General features: G+C 71.4%; 20 protein-coding genes. 12 read left to right on the plus strand and 8 right to left on the minus strand.

Features of this window, described 5'->3' with window-relative positions:
- Nucleotides 1–96: 96 nt before the first annotated feature.
- Both LNW73_RS19975 and LNW73_RS19980 read left to right on the plus strand, forming a co-directional pair.
- Nucleotides 97–771 carry a response regulator transcription factor gene (locus LNW73_RS19975; protein WP_138356121.1) on the plus strand — a complete coding sequence of 225 codons (675 nt, stop codon included), beginning with the start codon at nucleotides 97–99 and terminating at the stop codon, nucleotides 769–771.
- Between the two features lie 23 nt (nucleotides 772–794).
- Nucleotides 795–2,081: an ATP-binding protein gene (locus LNW73_RS19980; RefSeq protein ID WP_250990838.1), complete on the plus strand. Its 1,287-nt coding sequence runs from the start codon at nucleotides 795–797 to the stop codon at nucleotides 2,079–2,081.
- A gap of 10 nt (nucleotides 2,082–2,091) precedes the next feature.
- On the opposite strand, the gene LNW73_RS19985 is transcribed toward LNW73_RS19980, so the two are convergent.
- Nucleotides 2,092–2,613 (minus strand): GtrA family protein, encoded by a 522-nt coding sequence (locus tag LNW73_RS19985; protein WP_250990839.1) that lies wholly within the window; start codon nucleotides 2,611–2,613, stop codon nucleotides 2,092–2,094.
- Between the two features lie 157 nt (nucleotides 2,614–2,770).
- Between LNW73_RS19985 and LNW73_RS19990 the strand changes: the two genes are divergently transcribed.
- From LNW73_RS19990 to LNW73_RS20000, 3 genes are read left to right on the plus strand one after another with little or no spacing between them, the layout of a single operon-like run.
- Nucleotides 2,771–3,910, plus strand: a complete 1,140-nt coding sequence (locus LNW73_RS19990; protein ID WP_250976178.1) for a 5-(carboxyamino)imidazole ribonucleotide synthase — start codon at nucleotides 2,771–2,773, stop codon at nucleotides 3,908–3,910.
- Nucleotides 3,907–4,482, plus strand: a complete 576-nt coding sequence (gene purE / locus LNW73_RS19995) for a 5-(carboxyamino)imidazole ribonucleotide mutase (protein WP_250990840.1) — start codon at nucleotides 3,907–3,909, stop codon at nucleotides 4,480–4,482. The genes LNW73_RS19990 and purE overlap by 4 nt, the downstream gene beginning before the upstream one ends.
- A gap of 13 nt (nucleotides 4,483–4,495) precedes the next feature.
- Nucleotides 4,496–5,680: a dipeptidase gene (locus LNW73_RS20000; RefSeq protein WP_250990841.1), complete on the plus strand. Its 1,185-nt coding sequence runs from the start codon at nucleotides 4,496–4,498 to the stop codon at nucleotides 5,678–5,680.
- Nucleotides 5,681–5,922: 242 nt separating this feature from the next.
- Here the strand turns inward: LNW73_RS20000 and LNW73_RS20005 are convergent, their stop codons facing one another.
- Entirely contained in the window at nucleotides 5,923–6,285 is a 363-nt protein-coding gene (locus tag LNW73_RS20005; protein WP_250990842.1) for a VOC family protein, read from the minus strand.
- A gap of 91 nt (nucleotides 6,286–6,376) precedes the next feature.
- Here LNW73_RS20005 and LNW73_RS20010 point away from each other — a divergent pair, with 91 nt between their 5' ends.
- On the plus strand, nucleotides 6,377–6,934 hold the full coding sequence (locus LNW73_RS20010; RefSeq protein WP_250990843.1) for a CGNR zinc finger domain-containing protein: 558 nt from the start codon (nucleotides 6,377–6,379) through the stop codon (nucleotides 6,932–6,934).
- A gap of 27 nt (nucleotides 6,935–6,961) precedes the next feature.
- On the opposite strand, the gene LNW73_RS20015 is transcribed toward LNW73_RS20010, so the two are convergent.
- On the minus strand, nucleotides 6,962–7,900 hold the full coding sequence (locus LNW73_RS20015) for an alpha/beta hydrolase family protein (protein ID WP_250990844.1): 939 nt from the start codon (nucleotides 7,898–7,900) through the stop codon (nucleotides 6,962–6,964).
- 71 nt (nucleotides 7,901–7,971) lie between these two features.
- On the opposite strand from LNW73_RS20015, the gene LNW73_RS20020 reads away from it, so the two are divergent.
- Nucleotides 7,972–8,355, plus strand: a complete 384-nt coding sequence (locus tag LNW73_RS20020; RefSeq protein ID WP_250990845.1) for a MerR family transcriptional regulator — start codon at nucleotides 7,972–7,974, stop codon at nucleotides 8,353–8,355.
- 96 nt (nucleotides 8,356–8,451) lie between these two features.
- On the opposite strand, the gene LNW73_RS20025 is transcribed toward LNW73_RS20020, so the two are convergent.
- Nucleotides 8,452–9,795, minus strand: coding sequence for a UDP-glucose dehydrogenase family protein (locus tag LNW73_RS20025; RefSeq protein WP_250990846.1), 1,344 nt, complete (start codon nucleotides 9,793–9,795; stop codon nucleotides 8,452–8,454).
- Between the two features lie 106 nt (nucleotides 9,796–9,901).
- Between LNW73_RS20025 and LNW73_RS20030 the strand changes: the two genes are divergently transcribed.
- Together LNW73_RS20030 and LNW73_RS20035 are read left to right on the plus strand one after the other, a co-directional pair.
- Nucleotides 9,902–11,161: an LCP family protein gene (locus LNW73_RS20030; RefSeq protein ID WP_250990847.1), complete on the plus strand. Its 1,260-nt coding sequence runs from the start codon at nucleotides 9,902–9,904 to the stop codon at nucleotides 11,159–11,161.
- Nucleotides 11,162–11,254: 93 nt separating this feature from the next.
- Complete coding sequence (locus LNW73_RS20035; RefSeq protein WP_285369590.1) at nucleotides 11,255–12,430, plus strand: acyl-CoA dehydrogenase family protein; 1,176 nt, start codon at nucleotides 11,255–11,257, stop codon at nucleotides 12,428–12,430.
- Nucleotides 12,431–12,510: 80 nt separating this feature from the next.
- Here LNW73_RS20035 and LNW73_RS20040 read toward each other — a convergent pair whose 3' ends face one another.
- From LNW73_RS20040 to LNW73_RS20050, 3 genes are all read right to left on the minus strand, one after another.
- Complete coding sequence (locus LNW73_RS20040; RefSeq protein ID WP_250990848.1) at nucleotides 12,511–13,755, minus strand: acyltransferase family protein; 1,245 nt, start codon at nucleotides 13,753–13,755, stop codon at nucleotides 12,511–12,513.
- A 204-nt stretch (nucleotides 13,756–13,959) separates the two neighbouring features.
- Nucleotides 13,960–15,168: an LCP family protein gene (locus LNW73_RS20045; RefSeq protein WP_250976169.1), complete on the minus strand. Its 1,209-nt coding sequence runs from the start codon at nucleotides 15,166–15,168 to the stop codon at nucleotides 13,960–13,962.
- 82 nt (nucleotides 15,169–15,250) lie between these two features.
- Nucleotides 15,251–16,885, minus strand: a complete 1,635-nt coding sequence (locus LNW73_RS20050) for a hypothetical protein (RefSeq protein WP_250990849.1) — start codon at nucleotides 16,883–16,885, stop codon at nucleotides 15,251–15,253.
- A 269-nt stretch (nucleotides 16,886–17,154) separates the two neighbouring features.
- Here LNW73_RS20050 and LNW73_RS20055 point away from each other — a divergent pair, with 269 nt between their 5' ends.
- Together LNW73_RS20055 and LNW73_RS20060 are read left to right on the plus strand one after the other, a co-directional pair.
- On the plus strand, nucleotides 17,155–18,387 hold the full coding sequence (locus tag LNW73_RS20055) for a cytochrome P450 family protein (RefSeq protein WP_250976167.1): 1,233 nt from the start codon (nucleotides 17,155–17,157) through the stop codon (nucleotides 18,385–18,387).
- Between the two features lie 58 nt (nucleotides 18,388–18,445).
- Nucleotides 18,446–19,000 carry an acyl-CoA thioesterase gene (locus LNW73_RS20060; RefSeq protein WP_250990850.1) on the plus strand — a complete coding sequence of 185 codons (555 nt, stop codon included), beginning with the start codon at nucleotides 18,446–18,448 and terminating at the stop codon, nucleotides 18,998–19,000.
- 21 nt (nucleotides 19,001–19,021) lie between these two features.
- Here LNW73_RS20060 and LNW73_RS20065 read toward each other — a convergent pair whose 3' ends face one another.
- Nucleotides 19,022–20,563, minus strand: coding sequence for an LCP family protein (locus LNW73_RS20065; RefSeq protein ID WP_250990851.1), 1,542 nt, complete (start codon nucleotides 20,561–20,563; stop codon nucleotides 19,022–19,024).
- A gap of 110 nt (nucleotides 20,564–20,673) precedes the next feature.
- Here LNW73_RS20065 and LNW73_RS20070 point away from each other — a divergent pair, with 110 nt between their 5' ends.
- A complete protein-coding gene (locus LNW73_RS20070; RefSeq protein ID WP_250990852.1) occupies nucleotides 20,674–21,705 on the plus strand; it encodes a glycosyltransferase family 2 protein in 1,032 nt (343 codons plus the stop codon).
- Nucleotides 21,706–21,743: the final 38 nt, after the last annotated feature.

Consider the following 21,743-nt stretch of genomic DNA (forward strand, 5'->3'; position numbering starts at 1 on the left):
AGCCCAACGCGTGGTATAGGGCGTCTTGAGACCTACCTCACAGGGCTGTTGGCACCGCTACCTCGGCGCCTGCCCACGCGGACTACCATCAAGCCCATGACCCGCGTACTTCTTGCCGAGGACGACGCATCCATCTCGGAACCGCTCGCGCGCGCCCTGCGCCGCGAGGGCTACGAGGTCGAGGTGCGTGAGGACGGGCCCACCGCGCTCGAAGCCGCCCTGCTGGGCGCCGTCGATCTGGTGGTGCTCGACCTGGGGCTGCCCGGTATGGACGGCCTCGACGTATGCCGCAGGATCCGTACCGAGGGACACACCTTCCCGGTGCTGGTGCTCACCGCCCGTGCCGACGAGGTCGACACGGTGGTCGGCCTGGACGCGGGTGCCGACGACTACGTCACCAAGCCGTTCCGGCTCGCCGAACTGCTGGCGCGGGTCCGGGCGCTGCTGCGCCGCGGCACCACCGACGCGCCGCAGCCGTCCACCCACGGGGTGCGGATCGACGTCGAGTCGCACCGCGCCTGGATGGGCGACGACGAGCTGCAGCTCACCGCGAAGGAGTTCGACCTCCTGCGGGTCCTGGTGCGCGACGCGGGCCGGGTCGTCACCCGTGAGCAGCTGATGCGCGAGGTGTGGGACACCACATGGTGGTCGTCGACCAAGACGCTCGACATGCACATCTCCTGGCTGCGCAAGAAGCTCGGCGACGACGCGACCGCGCCCCGGTACATCTCCACCGTGCGCGGTGTGGGGTTCCGGTTCGAGAAGAACTAGCCGAAGGCTGACACCCTTCACCCATGCGCCGCCGACTGATCTCCTCCACGCTCGCTGTCGTCCTCGTCGTCATCGCGGTCTTCGGGCTCTCGCTCGTCATCGTCGAGACGCGCACGATCGAGAGCAGCGCGCAGGAGAGCGTCGACTCCGAGGCGGTCCGGCTGGCGGGCAGCGTCGACAGCCGGCGGGCCAGCGGGGAGAAGGTCGACACCGGCTCGCTGGCGCAGCAGGTGGCCGCCGACCGGTTCGCGATCGTCCGGATCCCGGGCAGCGCGCCCATCGAGATCGGGACCCGGCCCTCGGGCCGGGTGATCACCTCGACCCAGAGCGGCGACGACGGCGCGAGCGTCGTCGTCGAGGAGTCCCGTTCCAAGATCAGCCAGGAGATCGGCAGGACCCTGCTGGTCATCCTGGCCGTGGCGCTGCTCGCGGTGCTGGCGGCCGTGATCCTCGCGGTGCGGCAGGCCCGCCGGCTCGGCAGCCCGCTGACCGACCTCGCGGAGACCGCCGAGCGGCTCGGCTCCGGCGACCCGCGGCCGCGGCACCGCCGCTACGGGGTGCCGGAGCTGGACCGGATCGCCGATGTCCTGGACGCGAGCGCGGAGCGGATCGGCCGGATGCTCACCGCCGAGCGGCGGCTCGCCGCCGACGCCTCGCACCAGTTGCGGACGCCCCTGACGGCGCTCTCGATGCGGCTGGAGGAGATCGTGGCCACCGCGGACGACGAGGACGCCGTCAAGGAGGAGGCGACGATCGCGCTGGGCCAGGTGGAGCGGCTCACCGATGTGGTGCAGCGGCTGCTGACCAACGCCCGGGACCCGCGCTCCGGCTCGGCGGTCGACTTCGACCTCGACGACGTGATCAAGCAGCAGATGGAGGAGTGGCGCCCGGCCTCGCAGAGCGAGGGGCGCACCATCATCCGCTCCGGCACCCAGGGCCTGCGGGCCGTCGGCACCCCCGGCGCGGTCTCCCAGGTGCTGGCCACCCTGATCGAGAACTCGCTCATGCACGGCGCCGGCACCGTCGGCCTGCACACCCGGGTGACCGGCAACCAGGCGGTCGTGGAGGTCACGGACGACGGGCCGGGCGTACCGCCCGACCTGGGCGCACGGGTCTTCGAGCGGACGGTCAGCGGCCGCAACTCCACCGGACTGGGGCTGGCCGTGGCCCGGGACCTGGCCGAGGCGGACGGTGGGCGGCTGGAGCTGCTCCAGCAGCGGCCGCCGGTCTTCGCGCTCTTCCTGGCCCAGGAGGATCCGACGGGGCGGCCGCGGCGGCCCCGAGGTGACGTCGGCGCGTCTCCCGCGTAGCGCGTGGGAGCTACTGCGTGGTGCGGCTGTGCGGCGCGGAATCGGTGTCCGCCTCCGCCGAGGCGAGGATCGACTCCGCCTGCTCCGCCACCTCACGGGCCGGCAGCGCCTTGAAGACCCAGGTCCGGTAGGACCAGAAGCGGAAGAGGGTGGCCACGCCGATGCCGGCGAACTTGAAGATGTTGCTCTGCAGCGAGCTGTCCCAGCCGAACCCGTACGTCGCCACGTAGAGCACCGCGTTCTCGATGACCAGGCCGACGGCGCTGAAGCCCAGGAAGAGGCCCAGCTCCTTCGAGCGGCTGCTCCGGTCGCGGTCACGGTAGGTGAAGTACCGGAAGCCGACGTAGTTGAAGAGAATCGATACGGCGGTGGCGATGATGCTCGCCCGGACCGTCTGCAGGCCGGTGCTGTGCCGCACCAGGTTGAAGACCCCGACGTTGACCAGGACGCCCGCGCCACCGACCACACCGAACTTGGCTACCTCGCGGTACAGGGACCCCAAACGGGACTGCACGGTCTGGCGTCCGCTCATGATGATCCGCTCGGCCCTGTCTGTCGGTGTGACCCGCCCGGGGCCCGTGGTGGCTCTTGGTCTAGTCGTACTGGCTCTTCATGCTAACCGCACGGGCCGAGGCGCTGCCCGTGGGTGGCGTCATTCGGGGGTCCGCCCGCCCGATATCCTGGGGAACGTGACATTCCCGGTAGTCGGCATGGTCGGCGGCGGCCAGCTCGCCCGTATGACCCACGAAGCGGGCATCCCGCTCGGTATCAGGTTCAAACTCCTCAGCGACACCCCGCAGGACTCGGCGGCGCAGGTGGTGAGCGATGTCGTCATCGGCGACTACCGCGATCTGGAGACCCTCCGCGCCTTCGCGCAGGGCTGCGACGTGATCACGTTCGATCACGAACATGTCCCCACCGAGCACCTGCGTGTCCTGGAGGCGGACGGCATCGCCGTCCGCCCGGGACCCGACGCCCTGCAGCACGCCCACGACAAGGGCGTCATGCGGGCGAAGCTCAGCGCGATCGGGGTGCCGTGCCCGCGGCACCGGATCGTCACGGACCCGGCGGACGTCGCGCGGTTCGCCGCGGAGGGCGACGGTTTCCCCGTCGTCCTCAAGACCGTGGTCGGCGGGTACGACGGCAAGGGCGTGTGGGTCGTGCGCGACGAGGACGGGGCCGCGGATCCCTTCCTGGCGGGCGTCCCGGTGCTCGCCGAGGAGAAGGTCGACTTCGTGCGGGAACTGGCGGCCAATGTGGTGCGCTCGCCGCACGGCCAGGCCGTCTCCTACCCGGTCGTGGAATCCGTGCAGGTCAACGGGGTGTGCGACACCGTCATCGCCCCCGCGCCCGACCTCAGCGCCGAGCTGTCGGCGCAGGCCCAGCAGCTCGCGCTGACCATCGCCGCCGAGCTGGGCGTCGTCGGGCACCTCGCGGTCGAGCTGTTCGAGACCCGGGACGGCCGGATCCTCGTCAACGAACTGGCGATGCGCCCGCACAACAGCGGCCACTGGACGCAGGACGGCGCGATGACGTCCCAGTTCGCCAACCATGTGCGCGCGGTCCTGGACCTGCCGCTCGGCGACCCGCGCCCGCGCGCGAAGTGGACCGTGATGGCCAACGTCCTCGGCGGCGACTTCCCGGACATGTACTCCGCGTACCTGCACTGCATGGCCCGCGACCCGCAGCTCAAGATCCACATGTACGGCAAGGACGTGAAGCCCGGCCGCAAGGTGGGCCACGTCAACACCTACGGCGACGACCTGGCGGATGTGCGCGAGCGCGCCCGGCACGCGGCCGACTACCTGCGAGGAACGATCACCGAATGACAGCCCACCCGTCGCCCGGCCCCCACTCCTATGGGAGCGCTGACGCGCGCACCTCTCCTGTCGTCGGCATCGTGATGGGCTCCGACTCCGACTGGCCCGTCATGGAAGCCGCCGCTCAGGCGCTGGACGAGTTCGAGATCCCGTACGAGGTCGACGTCCTCTCCGCGCACCGGATGCCGCGCGAGATGATCGCGTACGGCGAGCAGGCCGACGGCCGCGGCCTCAAGGCGATCATCGCGGGCGCGGGCGGCGCCGCCCACCTCCCCGGCATGCTCGCCTCCGTCACCCCGCTGCCGGTCATCGGCGTGCCGGTGCCGCTGAAGTACCTCGACGGCATGGACTCGCTGCTGTCCATCGTCCAGATGCCGGCCGGCGTCCCGGTCGCCACGGTGTCCGTCGCGGGCGCGCGCAACGCGGGACTGCTCGCCGTCCGCATCCTCGCCGCGCACGACCCCGAACTCCTCGGCAGGATGCGGCACTTCCAGGAAGAGCTGAACGAACAGGCCACCGACAAGGGCAAGCGGCTGCGCGCCAAGGTCCAGGGTGCGGCAGGCTTCGGGTTCGGCAAGTAACCAAGGAGACCCGATGGACCTGATCGCCCGCGCCACGGAACTGCTCGCCGCCCACCCCGTCGTGGACGGACACAACGACCTCCCGTGGGCACTGCGCGAGCAGGTCCGCTACGACCTCGACCGCCTCGACATCGGCACCGACCAGAGTGCCTCGCTGCACACCGACATCCCGCGGCTGCGCGCCGGCGGCGTCGGCGCGCAGTTCTGGTCGGTCTACGTACGCAGCGACCTGGCCGGCGACGACGCGGTCTCCGCGACCCTCGAACAGATCGACGTGGTGCGCCGGATGACGGAGCGCTACAGCGACGACCTGCGGCTCGCGCTCACCGCCGACGACATGGAGACGGCCCGCGCCGAGGGCCGGATCGCCTCCCTCATGGGTGCCGAGGGCGGCCACAGCATCAACTGCTCCCTCGCCACGCTGCGCGCCCTGCACCAGCTCGGCGTCCGCTACATGACGCTCACCCACAACGACAATCTCCCGTGGGCGGACTCGGCGACCGACGAGCCGCGCGCGGGCGGCCTCACCGCCTTCGGCGAGGAGGTCGTCCGGGAGATGAACCGCTGCGGCATGCTCGTCGACCTGTCACACGTCGCCGCCCCCACGATGCGGGATGCGCTGCGCGTCAGCGAGGCACCGGTCATCTTCTCGCACTCGTCGTCGCGCGCCGTCTGCGACCACGTCCGCAACATCCCGGACGACGTCCTGGCACTGCTGCCCGCCAACGGCGGCGTCGCGATGGCCACCTTCGTCCCGAAGTTCATCCTCACCGACGCGGTCGCCTGGACCCAGGCCGCCGACGAGAACATGCGGGCCAACGGTCTGCACCACCTCGACACCACGCCCGCGGGCATGGCCGTCCAGCGCGCCTTCGAGGCGGCGAACCCGCGCCCGGTCGCCACACCGTCCACGGTCGCGGACCACCTCGACCACATGCGCGAGGTGGCCGGCGTCGACCACCTCGGCCTCGGCGGCGACTTCGACGGCACGGCCTTCACCCCGTCGGGCCTCGACGACGTGGCCGGCTACCCGAACCTGATCGCCGAACTGCTGGGCAGGGGCTGGTCGGACGCGGACCTGGCGAAGCTGACGTGGCGGAACGCGGTGCGGGTGCTGCGCGATGCGGAAGCGGCTGCCGCCTCGGCGCAGGATAAGAGGGGTCCGTCGCTCGCGACGATCGCTGAACTGGACGGCTAGGTGCGGGTGCGTTGTGGGGTCGGGGGCCGGGTCCTCCGGGGTGGGTTTCGAAATCGACTGTTTACGGTCCCCCAACCTTCGGCCGGGGGTGCCCCCAGCGGCCCACAAATAGCTCGGCAGCATTTCGAAACCCACCCCTGCGGCCCCGGCCCCCTCACGTCACGGACACCCGTCTGCGGGTGAGCCCTCACCCTCGGGCGATTCCACTACCTGCTCCCTCCGTGAGCAGGTGCTGGGGGTGGTCAGTAGACACAGAGGCAGAAGGGGTGGCCGGCGGGGTCGGCGAAGACGCGCCAGTTGCGCTTGCCGTCGTGGTCGTCCTCAAGGAGCGTGGCGCCGAGGGCGAGTACCGCTTCCTGGGCCGCGTCCAGGTTCTCCACGGCCACGTCGATGTGGAACTGCTGCGGCCGCTGCGGGTCGGGCCACTGCGGCTCCACCAGGTGCGGGGCGCGCTGGAACGAGAGCTTGACGCCGTCGGTGGCGCGCAGCACCACCCAGTCGTCGTCGGCCTCCTCCACATCACCGCCCATCACGGCTGCGTAGAAGGCGGCGAGTGCTTTGGGGTCGGGACAGTCCAGTACCACGGAACCCAGCTTGCCGATCATGGAGCGCACCTCTCTCGATGTCGTTACCGCCATAGGCGTTCAACCGGTAACCGTTACTTCATGATGGCCCAGTGGAGGTAACGTGGCAAGGGTGGAGCAGCCCGGAGAACGCGCCCCCGCTCCTGGACTCCTCCTTCTGGTCCAGGACCTGGCGAACACCGTCGACCTGGAGTCGGCCGAGGACCAACTGCGCGTTCCCGCCGACCTCGATGCCTGGGCCCGCCAACACGCTCTGGCCGGCCTGAGCTTCGGCCCGGCCGACCTCGATGACGTGCTCGCGCTCCGCGAAGCGCTGCGGGACGCCTGCCAGGCCCACACGGGAACGCGGCTGCCGGACCCGGCCGCAGCCGAATTGGAACGGCTACTGCGCGCCGCGCCGCTGCTGCTGGCGATCGACGCGGAGGGCGGTGCCGCGGTACGTCCTGCCGACGGGCTGACCGGCGCCCCCGCCCTCACCGCCCACATCGCGGCGGGCATAGCCACCGCCGTCGCCGACGGCACCTGGCCACGCCTCAAGGCGTGCGCGTCCCACAGCTGCCGCTGGGTCTACTACGACCGCAGCCCCGCCGGCCGCAGCCGCTGGTGCACGATGGCCGTCTGCGGCAGCCGAGCCAAAATGCGCGCCTACCGGAGTCGTACAACCACCTAGTGCCGCCCATCGTTGATCCTCCGGGGGTCACTTGTCGTCCAGCCGCCCCAGCGGGTGGGCGTCGGCGAGGACGGTCCGGGCCATCTGCCAGTCGGTGTGGTCGATGCCGGTGATGTGGCGTAGGTAGGCGAGGGTGACCTGCTGGACGAGGGCGACGCGGCCGGGGTCCTCGTCGGTGGTCTCTGCTGCCCGGTAGCCGGAGATGCCGCCGAGGAAGTGCTCGCCGCCGTAGACGGTGAGCAGGCTCTTGTTGCCGCGGCTGAGGGTGTAGGGGTCGCTTGTCCAGGCGGGTCCTCGGGTGGTGAGCGGGAGGTCGTCCTTGTCGCCTGCGACCACCAGTCCGGGGGCGGTGATGTGGGAGAAGTCCTGGTCGCGGAGCCAGGGAAGGTTCTCGTAGGCGAAGGGGGTCAGTTCGTCGCCGCCCTTGCCGGCCGTGGCCAGCTGGATGCTGGCCATGACCCGGGAGTCGGACAGGTCGTCGGCGGTGCCGGTCCGGGGGTCGGTGACGCGCAGACCCACCACAATGCCCGCGGTCTGGCCTCCGAAGGAGTGGCCCGCCGCGACGATGCGGCTGTGGTCGACCCGGCCGGAGAGGCCGGGCACGGATGCCTCCAGCGGCTTGAGCTCATCCAGGATGCGCTTCATGTCCTGGACGCGGTAGCGCCACAGGTGGGGCCTGCGGGGGTCGTCCGCGGCGATGGCGACCCGCTTGGAGTCGAGGTGCGTGGCTTGGATCACCACGAAGCCATGAGACGCCCAGTGGTCGACCAGCGGTGCGTAGCCGTCCAGGTCGGAGCCGAATCCGTGTGCGAGGAGCACGATCGGCAGGCGTGTGCCGGTGAGCGGTGCGGAAACGCGTACGTGCAGGTCCTGGCCGCGCTGGGGGGCGGGCAGCACGATCGGCTTGACCGTCACGGTCGGGGTGGGAGCGGGGCCGGTGAGGCCGGTCGTCCGGTGGGTGATCATGTCAGCTACGCTAAAACTTGACGTTGACGTCAAAGGCAAGTCGTCATGGCGCAGATCACCTGGAGCTCGGAATGCGCATTGGGGAACTCGCCCGCCGCACAGGCGTCAGCACCCGGGCCCTGCGGTACTACGAGGAGCAGAACCTGCTCACCGCCGAGCGCAGCAACACCGGCCAGCGCCACTACCCGGAAACCGCGGTCGCCCGGATCCTCCTGGTCCGGGAGCTGTTCACCGCCGGCCTGTCGAGCAAGACCATCGCCGAACTCACGCCCTGCGTCATCGACGGCAAGGCCACACCCGAACTCCTCGACCGCCTGGCTGTGGAGCGCGGTCGCATCGACCAGCACATCGTCGATCTCACGCACACCCGAGACCGGCTCGACTCGGTCATCACCAGCGCCTCCGCGTCCATGGACACCGGGACCCCCTGCCGGAGGTTGGGGGACCGTGAATAGTCGATTTCGAAGCCCCGCCCCGGAGGGCCCGGCCCCCGCACCCACGACGAAGCGGCCGGGCAAGGCAAGAAGCCGCCGGCAGGCAGTTGGCAACGACTACGCCGACGGCCGGCCCATCGCCCGGAACTTCCACCCCGCCGAACGCCACGCCGCAGGCGACAGCGCGTTGCGGCCGTCGATGATGTGCCGCGTCGCCGCCACCTCGCCCAGCGCCGCCGGGTCGAGTTCACGGAACTCGCGCCATTCGGTGAGGTGCAGAACGACATCCGCGCCGCGCACCGCGTCGAGCGCCGTGGCCGCGTACCCGAGGGTGGGGAAGAGCAGCCGGGCGTTGTCCATGCCCTTGGGGTCGTAGACGGTGACCTGGCCGCCCTGGAGGTGGATCTGGCCCGCCACGTTGAGCGCGGGCGAATCCCGTACGTCGTCGGAGTCCGGCTTGAAGGCCGCGCCCAGTACCGCGATCCGCTTCCCGAGGAAGCTGTCGCCGCCGACCGCCTCGCGGGCGAGCTCGACCATGTGGCCGCGCCGCCGCATGTTGATCGAGTCGACCTCGCGGAGGAACGTCAGCGCCTGGTCGGCGCCGAGTTCGCCGGCGCGGGCCATGAACGCGCGGATGTCCTTGGGGAGGCAGCCGCCGCCGAAGCCGATGCCGGCCCGCAGGAACTTGTGGCCGATCCGGTCGTCGTGGCCGATCGCCTCGGCGAGCTTCACGACGTCGCCGTCACCGGCCTCGCAGACCTCGGCCATGGCGTTGATGAAGGAGATCTTCGTGGCGAGGAACGCGTTGGCGGCCGTCTTGACCAGCTCGGCGGTGGGGTAGTCGGCGACGACGAACGGCGTGCCTTCTGCCATCGGCGTCGCGTAAACCTCCCGCAGCAGCTTCTCGGCGTGCGCGCTCGCGACGCCGACGACGACGCGGTCGGGGTGCAGGGTGTCCTGGACGGCGAAGCCCTCCCGCAGGAACTCGGGGTTCCAGGCCACCTCGGCGTCGGCGCCGGCCGGGGCCAGTTCGGCGAGCCGGGCGGCGAGCCGGGCGGCGCTGCCCACCGGCACGGTGGACTTGCCGACGACGAGGGCGGGCCGCCGCAGATGCGGGGCGAGCAGCTCGAAGGCGCTGTCCACGTAGGACATGTCGCAGGCGTACTCGCCGTGCTTCTGCGGGGTGTTGACGCAGACGAAGTGGACATCGCCGAACTCGGCGATCTCCTCCCACGAGGTGGTGAAGCTCAGGCGTCCGGTCGATCCCGCGATACCGGCCACGTGCCGGGCGAGCAGGTCTTCGAGGCCCGGCTCGTACATCGGGACCTTGCCGGCCGACAGCAGCTCGATCTTGCGGGGGTCGATGTCCAGCCCCAGTACCTCGAAGCCGAGCTCGGCCATGGCGGCAGCGTGGGTGGCGCCGAGGTAACCGGTGCCGATGACGGTGAGCTTCAGAGGCATGCGAAGAGCATAGTCGCGTCCTGGTGTGTGAAATCCAGGGTGAGGCCATGGCCAGAGTCCACGCCGGAAGGACAGAATGCGTAGACAGTGCGAGGGGGTGGTGGCCGTGGATCGAGCCGGCCAGGGGGATGCGGTACCGAGACCCGAAACGGGTCTCTCCAAGGCAGAGGGATCCGCACCGGATCAGCGGGACGAGGGGGCGGCCGAGCGGGCCGGTCAGGCGGACGAGGCGGCGGCGCCGGGCGGGCCGGCCGGGGCCGGGACGGCCGAGCCCGAGGAGGCCGGGGGCCTGATCCCCGGGGCGGCGGAGGACCCGCAGGAGACACAGGTCCGCAGGGCCCGGCGGCGGCGCAGGACCCGTCGGGTGCTGCTCGGCGCCGTGGTGCTGCTGTGCACCGGGGCGCTGCTGATCGTCGGCACGGGCTGGTACGCGTACGAGCACTACACCGGCCGCGTCGACCGGATCCCGAACGTGTTCCCGACGAATGTGCCGGCCGCGGCGATACCCGCGCCCAGCAAGGGAGGACAAACGTTTCTCCTGGTGGGTATAGACGCGCGCTCGGACCTGCCGACGACCGGCAAGGGCGCGAAGGCGCCGGAGTGGCAGCCGGGTGCGCAGCGCAGCGACACGATGATGCTGGTGCACCTGCCGGCCGACGGGAAGCACGCGTATGTGGTCTCGCTGCCCCGTGACTCCTGGGTGGCGGTCCCGGGCCACGGCAGCGCCAAGCTGAACGCGGCCTTCTCCTGGGGCGGCCCGCCGCTGCTGATCGACACGGTGCAGCGGCTCTCCAAGGTGAAGATCGACCATCTCGCGGTCGTCGACTGGAGCGGCTTCAGGAAGCTGACCGACGCGGTCGGCGGGGTGGACATCACCGTCGACAAGACAGTCTCGCGGCGCAACGGCGCGGGGATGTGGGACGCCGGCACCCACCACATGGACGGTGACGAGGCACTGGACTACGTACGCGAGCGGTACGGCCTGCCGCGCGGCGACCTGGACCGCACCCACCGGCAGCAGAACTTCCTTCGGGCGGTGCTGAACAAGGTGCTGTCGGGGGACACCCTCAGCAACCCGCTCAAGGCGAAGCGGATGCTGGACGAGGTGACGAACTCGGTGAGCGTCGACGATTCGCTCTCGAACGGCGCGTTGCGCGATCTGATCTGGGGCATGAAGGACGTCAGGTCCTCGGACATGGCGTTCATGAACGCGCCCGTCGCCGGCTTCGACATGATCAAGGGCCAGTCGGTGGTCCTGCTCGACGGCAACGGCACGTCGGCCCTGTGGGAGGCGATGCGCAACGACACGATGGCCGACTACGTGGCGTCGAACACCCTCGACCGGCTGGGCAACAAGGTGTCGTGAAGCTCACGTGGGCCGGACGGGCCGATCGGCCGGATCCGGCCTACGATCGTAGGGTTACTTAACGGTAGTTAGCACTCGGGGAGTGAGACAGCCTTGGCCGGTTCTTCCGATTTCGACCTCTACCGGACGTCCGAGGAGCACGACATGCTCCGCGACTCGGTCCGTTCGCTCGCCGAGGCGAAGATCGCACCCTTCGCGACCGAGGTCGATGAGGAGGGCCGCTTCCCGCAGGAGGCCCTCGACGCGCTCATCGCGGCGGACCTGCACGCCGTGCACGTCCCGGAGGAGTACGGCGGCGCGGGCGCGGACGCCCTGGCCACCGTGATCGTGATCGAGGAGGTGGCCCGCGTCTGCGGGTCCTCCTCCCTCATCCCGGCCGTGAACAAGCTCGGCTCGCTCCCGGTGATCCTGTCCGGCTCCGAGGAGCTCAAGGCGAAGTACCTCGGCCCGCTGGCCAAGGGCGACGCGATGTTCTCGTACGCCCTGTCCGAGCCCGAGGCGGGCTCCGACGCGGCCGGCATGAAGACCCGCGCGGTGCGCGACGGCGACTTCTACGTCCTCAACGGCGTGAAGCGCTGGATCACCAACGCGGGCGTCAGCGAGTACTACACGGTGATGGCCGTCACCGACCCCGAGAAGCGCTCCAAGGGCATCAGCGCCTTCGTCGTCGAGAAGTCCGACGAGGGCGTCTCCTTCGGCGCCCCGGAGAAGAAGCTCGGCATCAAGGGCTCGCCCACCCGCGAGGTCTACCTCGACAACGTGCGGATCCCCGCCGACCGCATGATCGGCGCCGAGGGCACCGGATTCGCCACCGCGATGAAGACCCTCGACCACACCCGCGTCACCATCGCCGCCCAGGCGATCGGCATCGCGCAGGGCGCCCTGGACTACGCCAAGGGGTACGTCCACGAGCGCAAGCAGTTCGGCAAGGCCATCGCCGAGTTCCAGGGCGTGCAGTTCATGCTCGCCGACATGGCCATGAAGCTGGAGGCCGCCCGCCAGCTGACGTACGCGGCCGCCGCCAAGTCCGAGCGCACCTCCGGTGGCGCCAAGGACGAGGACCTGACGTTCTTCGGTGCCGCCGCCAAGTGCTTCGCCTCGGACGTCGCGATGGAGGTCACCATCGACGCCATCCAGCTGCTCGGCGGCTACGGCTACACGCGTGACTACCCGGTCGAGCGCATGATGCGCGACGCCAAGATCACCCAGATCTACGAGGGCACCAACCAGGTCCAGCGCATCGTGATGGCGCGCAACCTGCCGAAGTAACCCGCGACGACGTACGCGAAAGCCCCGGACGGATCCCGTCCGGGGCTTTCGCGTACTCCGGCCGGTCCGCCGGACGGGTCCTAGCGGTCCGCGCCCGCCAGGACGCCGGCGGTGGTCTCCCGCTCACCCGTCGCCTGCGCGGGGATCGAGGGTGTCTGGCGCTTGGACCGCAGGTCCTTCAGCCCCAGGGCCGGGTGCTCCACCAGGTGCCAGGAGAGCATGGCCGCCACCAGGGTGCCGGCACTCGCGAGACCCAGGTAGGCGGCGAATCCCCAGCGGGCGCCGCCGAGGGCGGCCAGGGACTGTTCCACCACGAAGCCGTAGATGTAGATGCCGTACGAGTAGTCGTGCTTGCGGCCCACCCGCTGGAAGGGCCGGGGCAGCCGGATCGCCAGCCAGAGCAGCAGGTAGGCGAAGGCCGGCACGCCGAGCGCGTAGAAGGCGCCGTAGTGGAGCGAGCCGAGCATCACCAGGGCGGCGAGGGCGGCGAGCGGGTCGCTGACCGGCACGTGCTCCTTGTAGAGCTCGAACAGGGCGCCGATCGCGAAGGCGAGGCCGAGGTAGACCAGCCAGTTCATGCTCAGTCCGCCCAGCATCGGGAGGTTGAGGTTCCCGCCGTGCGGTGCGTGCGGGGCACCGTCCCTGATCGGGTGCTTCAGGGCGTCGGCGACGACCAGCCAGCCCAGGACGAGGGCCACGGCCACCACGACCCGGCGCGACCGCAGCACCGAGCCGGTCAGGACGAGTACCGCCACTCCCAGGTAGCAGAAGATCTCCAGCTTGAGGGACCACAGCGCTCCGTTGAAGGAGGTGTTGTACGCCAGCCCGTGGGCCTTCGCGGTCTCCATCACGCCGGATATGGGGTACTCCCGCGAGCCCGCGCCCCAGTTCCGGTGGAGGTAGTGCAGCGGTCCGTGCGGGTGGTCCCAGAAGCCCGTCAGGTTGCTGTGCTGCCGCCAGAACAGGAACGGCGCCACCAGCAGGGCGGTGACGAGCAGACAGGCCCACAGGCCGGGGAGCAGGCGCAGCGCGCGGTGCCAGATGAACCGGCCGATGGTCAGCCGGCTGCCGCTGCGGGTCACCAGGATCCCGGACAGGACGAAGAAGCCGAAGACGGCCACGGTGCCGAGGGTGGTCTGGCCCTGCGAGAACCGCGCGAGGGGTTCCTTGTAGCCGAATCCCAGGATCAGGGAGTGCGAGACGAGGACCGAGACCGACAGCAACAGCCGCAGCAGACCCAGGCTGTTGTTCCGGCCGGAGAAGAGCTCCGCGACCGTGCCACGGGACCAGCGGAACGAACCCCGGCCCACTCGTGCGACTCCCATGACATCCCATCGCGATCGCCGTTGCGTGTATCGAGTGCCGCGTCGGCTGGTCGGAGACCAGCGGGCGCCCCCGGTCTCCCGGGGGGCGCCGCACTGTTCGTTTCGTGAGAGGTCAGTGTGAAGTTACTTTGATATGACTGTCAAAGGGGGCGCAAAGAAACCGCTCGGGACGGGGTGCTTCCGCGGCGGGCCGCGGAAGCCGCGTCACTTGGAAGTGACGGTGACCGTCTCGTCGTTCTTCAGCTGGGCGAAGAGCTGCTTCGACTTCGTGGAGTCCCACTTCACCGCGACGCCGTCGTTGCGCGTCGGCAGGTTCGCGGTGGAGATCGGAACGGTCATCGACTTGCCGTCGCCGCCGGTCACGCCCTTCATCGCCCAGAACATCGAGGTGATGTTCCACAGGCTCATGTCCTTGTCGACGATGAGGGTGTCGAGGCCGGAGCTGATCACCGGGTAGAGCGTGAACGGGTCCAGCACGGTGGCCGGCGAAGCCGCCTGGTGGGCGAGCGACGACAGGAACTTCTGCTGGTTGCGCATCCGGCCCAGGTCCTGGTCGGCCTCCTGGTGCCGCTGCCGGACGAAGGCGAGACCCTGCTTGCCGTCCAGCGTCTGGCAGCCGGCCGGGAAGTCCGCGCCCGACGCCTTGTCCTTGAGCGGCTTGTCGAGGCACATGTCGACCCCGCCGAGCGCGTCCACCAGGTTCACGAAGCCGGAGAAGCCGATCTCGGCGTAGTGGTCGATGTGCAGACCGGTGTTGTACTCGACGGTCCTGGTGAGCAGCTCGGGGCCGCCGTCCGCGTAGGCCCGGTTCAGCTTGTGGGTGGCCTCGGGGTAGCGCTTGTGGGACTGCTGGCCGGTGAAGGCCGGGATGGTGACGTAGGAGTCACGCGGCAGGCTGAGCATCGTGTTCCCGTTGTCACCGACGTGCAGCACCATCATCGAGTCGGTGCGCTTGCCCTCGGCGGCGCCGGTGTGCAGATCCTGCTCCTGCTCCTTGGAGAGCCCCTCACGGCTGTCGGAGCCGACGATGAGGTAGTTCGTGCCCTTGCCGCCGGTCGGCCGGTCCTCGACCTTGCTGAGGTCCACCTCGCGGCGCACCTTGCCGTCGGCCCAGAAGTAGGTGCTCACGGACACCACGAGCAGCGCCACGACCAGACCCAGCAACGTGAACTTCACGATGCGGGCCCGGCTGCCGGGGCGGCGTCCTGAACCCCGGCCGCGACCGCCGCCGGTGCTGGGCGGCCCGTAGCCGTCGCCGCCGGATCCGCCGCCGTACGAAGGCTGCGGGGGAACCCCGCCCGCGGCGCCCGAGCCCGCACGGGCAGCGGCCGCGCCACGGCGCGGCGACAGCTCGGGGGGCAGTGGCGGCTCGGTGCGCCGGCGCTGCTCTGCTTCGTTGGTCCATCCGCTCATAGGCAAAGTGTGCCCGCTGGAGGGCGCCCACCGGCAATCGCAGGCGGTTCTGTGGCAGACCCGATGCATTTCCGCACGGATGTCACAGAGCGGTCATCGCGAAGTCCCGGCCAGGGGTCTCCCGGCCCCCGCCGTGCCGCTCGGGACGGCCGTGCAGCCGCTCCCGGAGCGCCGCCAGGGCCCGGTGCACCCGGGGGGAGCCGATGCCCTCGACCGCCCGTCCGGCGTCGGTGGCCAGCCCCCGGGCCCGGTCCGCGGCCCCCTGGTCGAGCGCGGCCACGGCCCGCAGGACGAGGGTGCCGGCCCGGTCACGGGCCCGGCCCTCGGGCAGCGCGGCGAGGGTCCGCCGGAGCCAGTGGTCGGCGGCGGCCGGGCGGCCCAGCGCCAGCTCGCAGGCCGCGGCCTCCGCGCAGTAGTCGGCACGGTGGTCGGCGCTGCTCCGGGCGTCCGGGGTCAGGATGGCGCCCGCCGCGGCGAGCAGCCGCTGGCACACGTCGGCCTGCCCCAGTACGGCGTGGGCCCGGGCCTGCCGGGCCATGAGCAGCGCGGCGGAGTGGCGTACGGAGCCGGAGAGCTCTCCGGCGGCCGTGGCCGTGGGCGTGGCTGTGTCGGAGGTCACGGCCGGGGTGGTGGCGCGGCCGTCGCCCGCCGCTTCCCTGGCGAGGCCCGCGCGGGCGGCCCGCGCCACGGCCAGCGCCTCCTGCGGGCGCCCGGCGCTCAGGCACTGCAGGCTCATGGCGGAGAGGACCCGCGCCCCGAGCGGCCGGTCGGCGGCCGCGTGCGCGGCCGAGAGGGCGGCGCTGAAGTACCGCTCGGCCGCGGCCTCGTGCCCGGTGTCGAAACAGGCGCGGCCCGCGAGGCACGCCAGCTCGCCCGCGACCGCGAACAGCCGTCGTGCCGGGAGCTCCGCGGCGGCCGGTCCCGGCCGGGCGGCGGGCCCCCTGGCCAGCAGATCGGTGACGAGGCGCAGCTCGGCGTCGGCCACCGCGCGGACCGGTCCGCCGCCGAGCGCGGCCTCCATCCGGCGCAGCGCCGGGACCCGCTCCTCCAGAGCGCCGAGCGCGGCGAGCAGCGCGGGCGGAACGGGGTCGGCGGGAGCGTCGGGCACGGCGGACGGACCGGTGCGCTGCGCCGGTACGGAGACCGGGACGGGGACCGGCGGTACGGAGGCCGGCAGCGGAACGGAGGCCGGCAGTGGGGCGGGTCCGGACGCGGGGACGAGCAGCGGCGTGGGCGCGGGCGGCGGGGCCGTCGGCGCCGGCACGGTCGCCGGCCGGGGCCACGACAGGGGGGCGAGCGCGAGCCACCGCTGGGCCGCCGCCGCGGCGCTGCCCGCACCCGCGATCACGAACCCGCGCCGGTCGTGCAGCGCGGTGCCGGCCGTCGCGTCGAGCGCGGCCACGCAGTCCTGCGGCGTCCACGCGACGCGCGCCGCCGTACGGTCGCCCACCGGCAGCCACGCCGGCCACGGGGAGGAGGACAACAGGGCGTGCGGAACGCCCAGTTCGCTGGCCAGGGCCTGCTGGGTCTCCAGATCGGGGACGACACCGCGGTGCTCCCAGCGCCACGCCTTCTCCCGGCGCGCGGACATGTTGCCGACCCGGCGGGCCACGATGTCCACCACGTCCTGGTACGTCCAGCCGCGCTCCGCGCGTATACAGCTCAACGGGTGGCCCAAGGGCTGCTCCCCGTCGGTCACCGCGCGGTTCCCCGGCATGCGGTCACCCTCCCCGTCCTCGGCTTTCGGATGCCGCACTGTAGCGCCGCCAAATGACCGGCTGTGAAAGTTCGTTGGCGCAGTGAGGCAACAGCGAAGCTACACGGGCGCTCCGGCCGCGCCGCGGGGCCCGGATCCGGGCCCGGACGCCCGGCTTCCGCGGGGCCTTGAGTGCCACCGCCCGATGGCACCAAATGCCGTTCGCTGAACGGTTATTGACAATGGGGTGGCCGGAACGGTCAGCTTCTGCCATCCCCTTGGAGGCAACCATGACCTGCCCCGTCGACCACAGTCGCATCGCTCTCGACCCGCTCGTACGTGATCTTGTCGGGGAGGGCGCCCTGCTACGGCAGGCCGGGCCCGTGGTCGCCATCGAGGTGCCCGGCGGAGTCGAGTGCTGGGCCGTCACGCGCCACGCCGAAGCCCGCCGGCTCCTCACCGACGCGCGCCTGGTGAAGGACATCAACCGCTGGGGCGCCTGGACCCGTGGGGAGATCCCCACGACATGGCCGCTGATCGGTCTGGTGGCCCCCGGCACGAGCATGGTCACCGCTGACGGCGACGAGCACAAACGGCAGCGGCTGCTCACCGCCCAGGCACTCACCCCGCGCCGGATGGAGCGGCTGCGGCCGCGGATCGAGGAGATCACCCGCACGATCCTCGACGAGTTCGAGGCGGCCGGCGCGGGCGGCGCCGTCGTCGACTTCAAGACCGTGTTCGCGTTCAAGCTGCCGATGCGCGTCATCAGCGAGCTGATGGGCGTCGAGGCCACCGAGCACACCCGGCTGCGCGAGCTGTACGACACCTTCTTCAGCAGCGTCACCCCCGCCGACGAGGTGCGGGCGGCGATGGCCGAGCTGTTCGCGTTCTTCGCGAGCGTCGTGGCGGAGAAGAAGCGGCGGCCGGGCGACGACCTCACCAGCGCGCTGCTCGCCGCCACCGAGGGCGGCGACCGGCTGTCCGACGAGGAGCTGGTCGGCACCCTCCTGGTCATGATCGCCGCAGGTCATGAGACCACCATCAATCTGATGGTGAGCGCCGTACGCGGGCTGCTCACCCACCCCGACCAGCTGGCGCTGGTCCGCTCGGGAGCCGTCCCCTGGGCGGCGGTCGTCGAGGAGACGCTGCGCTGGTCGCCGCCGACCACCAACTTCCTGTTCCGCTACGCCACCGAGGACATCCCGGTCGGCGGCGTGGTCATCAAGGAGGGCGACGCGGTGATGATCTCCTACGGCGCGATCGGCCGGGACGAGGTGCAGCACGGGCCGACCGCCGAGGAGTTCGACATCACCCGCGACGCCGCCCGGCACCTCTCCTTCGGCTACGGCCCGCACGTCTGCCCCGGCGCGCCCCTCGGCCGGCTGGAGGCCCTGGTCGCGCTGCCCGCGCTCTTCGACCGGTTCCCCGCTCTCGCCCTGGCCGTGCCCGAGGAGCAGCTGGTGAACAATCCGTCGATCCTGGTGAACAGCCTGCGCGAGCTTCCGGTGCGGCTCTCGGTGTAGCGCGGGGGAGGAACGTGCCCGGGAGGAGCGCGTCCGGGGCCCGGCTTATGGTGGACGCATGACCACCGATCTCGCCGGCAGTACCCCGGAAGCCGGGCTTCCGGGCAAGCCGACCGCGGCAGCCCGCACGACGCTGTCGCACATCATGACGGCGCACGACACCAATCTGCTCGGCACCGTGCACGGCGGCGTGATCATGAAACTCGTCGACGACGCGGCGGGCGCCGTCGCCGGCCGGCACTCGGGCGGCCCGGCGGTCACCGCGTCGATGGACGAGATGGTCTTCCTGGAGCCGGTCCGGGTCGGTGACCTCGTCCATGTGCGCGCCCAGTGCAACTGGACCGGGCGCTCGTCCATGGAGATCGGCGTGCGCGTCATGGCCGAGCGGTGGAACGAGTCCACCCCCGCGACCCAGGTCGGCAGCGCCTACCTCGTGTTCGCCGCGGTCGACGAGTCCGGCAGGACCCGGCCGGTCCCGCCGGTGATCCCGGAGACCGAGACGGACAAGCGGCGGTACCAGGAGGCGCAGATCCGCCGGATGCACCGGCTCGCCCGGCGCGAGGCCATCAGGGAGCTCCGCGAGAAGCGCGCCGCCGAAGGATTCGACGACTAGAGCCTGTCGTGGCCCGGCGGCTCAGGCGCACACCACCTGGTCGCCGGTCACCGCGCCCGCCCCGCCACCCGTGGCCGGTGCCGGATCCTGCGCCCGGATCGTCGTGACGCCCTTGTACCCGGCGCCGATGGTCACCTTCATCAGCGGCCCCTGCCCGACGGCCGGCACCAGCTCCGCGCCGGGCAGCGCGGCCGCCAGGGACTTCGCCGAGCGGTCCCAGCGGGGGTCGAAGCGGATGACGGTGCGCGGCACGTTGTGCACGGTGGCGTTGCCGGGCGAGCCCGTCGTGGCGAAGCCGGTGGCGCGCAGCGCCTTGTCCGCCCGGTCGCCGAGGCCGGTGACGGCCGTCCCGTTGTCGACCTGGACCCGGACCGCGTGCGGATCGACGTCCACCTGGACCTTCGACTGCCGGCGCTTGGCGTCGGCCGGGGCGCGGACGGCCAGCGGCTGGTCCGCGCGGATCGCCGCCCAGAGCTTGCCTGCCTTGGCGTCGTCCCACTTCACCGTCGAGCCGATGCCCTTGACCTGGTAGCCCATGTTGCCGATCGGCACCGAGGTGAACTCCGACGAGCCGGGGGTGAAGCCGCGCAGGCCCTGGGCCAGCGAGATCAGGTCCTTCGGCTTGAGGTCCTGGTCGGCGCGGACCGATCCGAGCACGGTGGAGGCGACCCGGCTGAGCTTGACCGGGTCGGTGAGCAGACCACCACTGGTGATCTTGTGGATGATCTGGGCGAGGAAGCGCTGCTGGCGCTGCATCCGCCCCAGGTCGGAGGCGCCGTCGAGGTGGCGGGAGCGGACGTACTGCAGGGCCGCGCCGCCGTTCAGCTGGGAGGTGCCGACCGGCAGGTTGAGGCCGGTGTACGAGTCCTTCAGCGGGCGGACCGTGCAGACCTGGACACCGCCGAGGACGTCCACCGTCTTCATGAAGCTGATGAAGTCGATCTCCAGGTAGTGGTCGATGTGCACCCCGGTCATCTTCTCGACCGTGGCGACGGTGAGCCGCGGGCCGCCGTCCGCGTAGGCCGCGTTGATCTTCGCGGCGTGGCTGACGTGCTTGGCGCCGCTGAACGCGTCGTCGTGCGGCGGCAGCATGACGTAGCTGTCGCGCGGGATGCTGACGACGCTCACCCGGGAACGGTCCTCCGACAGATGCACCAGCATGATCGTGTCGGTGCAGTGGCAGGGCGCTCCGCCGAGGTGGTAGCGCTCCTTGTCGGCCGGTTTCAGCCCGTCCCGCCCGTCGGTGCCGACCAGCAGGAAGTTGATGCCCTTGGTGCTGCCGGGGCGGTCCCGCATCCCGCCGAACGCGTCCACCCGGCCGATGCTGTCGCCCACTCCGCTGACCACGGCGTGGCCGACGCCGCTGGTCGTGATGATCGCCAGGGCCAGCCCGCCGGCGATCCGGGTGCTCCAGCGCACCTGCCGTCCGCCGGACCGTCCGCCGGACCGCGGTCCCGGCCGCGTGCCCGGTCGCGGCCGCGGTCCCGGTCGCCGGGCGGGATTCACCGGTGGGCGGGGCCTGCGGGGCGGGGTGGCGGGCGGGCGAGCGGGTGGAACCGTCATCGGGGCGCACCTCCGCGGGAGACAGGGGACCCGGTCAGGCTAGACAAAACGGACAGTATTCAAAGCCCCCCACACGCCGGGGTCCCCCATTCGCGGTAACGTTTCCCGCGATGAACGCTGCCAACGACCCCGCCACCCCCGCTGTCTCCGTGATCATGCCGGTGCTCAACGAGGAACGTCACCTGCGCGACTCCGTCCGGCACATCCTGGAGCAGGACTACCCAGGTGAGCTCGAGGTCGTCATCGCGCTCGGCCCCTCCGCGGACCGTACGGACGAGATCGCCGCCGAGCTGGTCGCGGAGGACCCGCGGGTCCACACCGTGCCCAACCCGACCGGCCGCACCCCCGCCGCGCTGAACGCCGCGATCAAGGCGTCCCGGCACCCGGTCGTGGTCCGTGTCGACGGGCACGGGATGCTCTCGCCGGACTACATCGCCACCGCCGTGCGGCTGCTGGCCGAGACCGGCGCGGCCAACGTCGGCGGCATCATGCACGCCGAGGGCGAGAACGCCTGGGAGGACGCGGTGGCCGCCGCCATGACGTCCAAGGTCGGCGTCGGCAACGCGGCCTTCCACACCGGCGGTGTCGCGGCCCCGGCCGACACCGTCTACCTCGGCGTCTTCCGCCGTGAGGTGCTGGAACAGCAGGGCGGCTACAACGAGGAGTTCATCCGCGCCCAGGACTGGGAGCTGAACTACCGGATCCGTGAGGCCGGCCACCTCATCTGGTTCTCGCCCGAGCTGCGCGTCTCCTACCGGCCCCGGCCGAACGTGCGCGAGCTGGCGAAGCAGTACAAGAACTACGGCCGCTGGCGCCATGTCGTCGCCCGCTACCACCGCGGTTCTGTCAACGTCCGCTACCTCGCGCCCCCGGCCGCCGTTCTCGCCATCGCGGCGGGCGCCGTGGTGGGCGCGGCCGTCACCCCGTGGGGCTTCGTAGTCCCGGCCGGTTACCTCGCCGCCATCGGACTCGGCTCCGTCCCGGCGGGCAAGGGCCTGTCGTTCGCCGCCCGGGTGCGGATCCCGGTCGCGCTCGCGACCATGCACATGTGCTGGGGCTGGGGCTTCCTCACCAGCCCGCGGTCCCTGGCGAGCAAGGTCATCGCCAGCCGGCGTCCCAGTGTGACGACGGCCGGCGTCTGAACGCACCGCGCCGGCCCGGACCGCTGTCGGTCCGGGCC

The organism is Streptomyces sp. RKAG337 (assembly GCF_023701715.1).
Classification (GTDB): Bacteria; Actinomycetota; Actinomycetes; order Streptomycetales; family Streptomycetaceae; genus Actinacidiphila.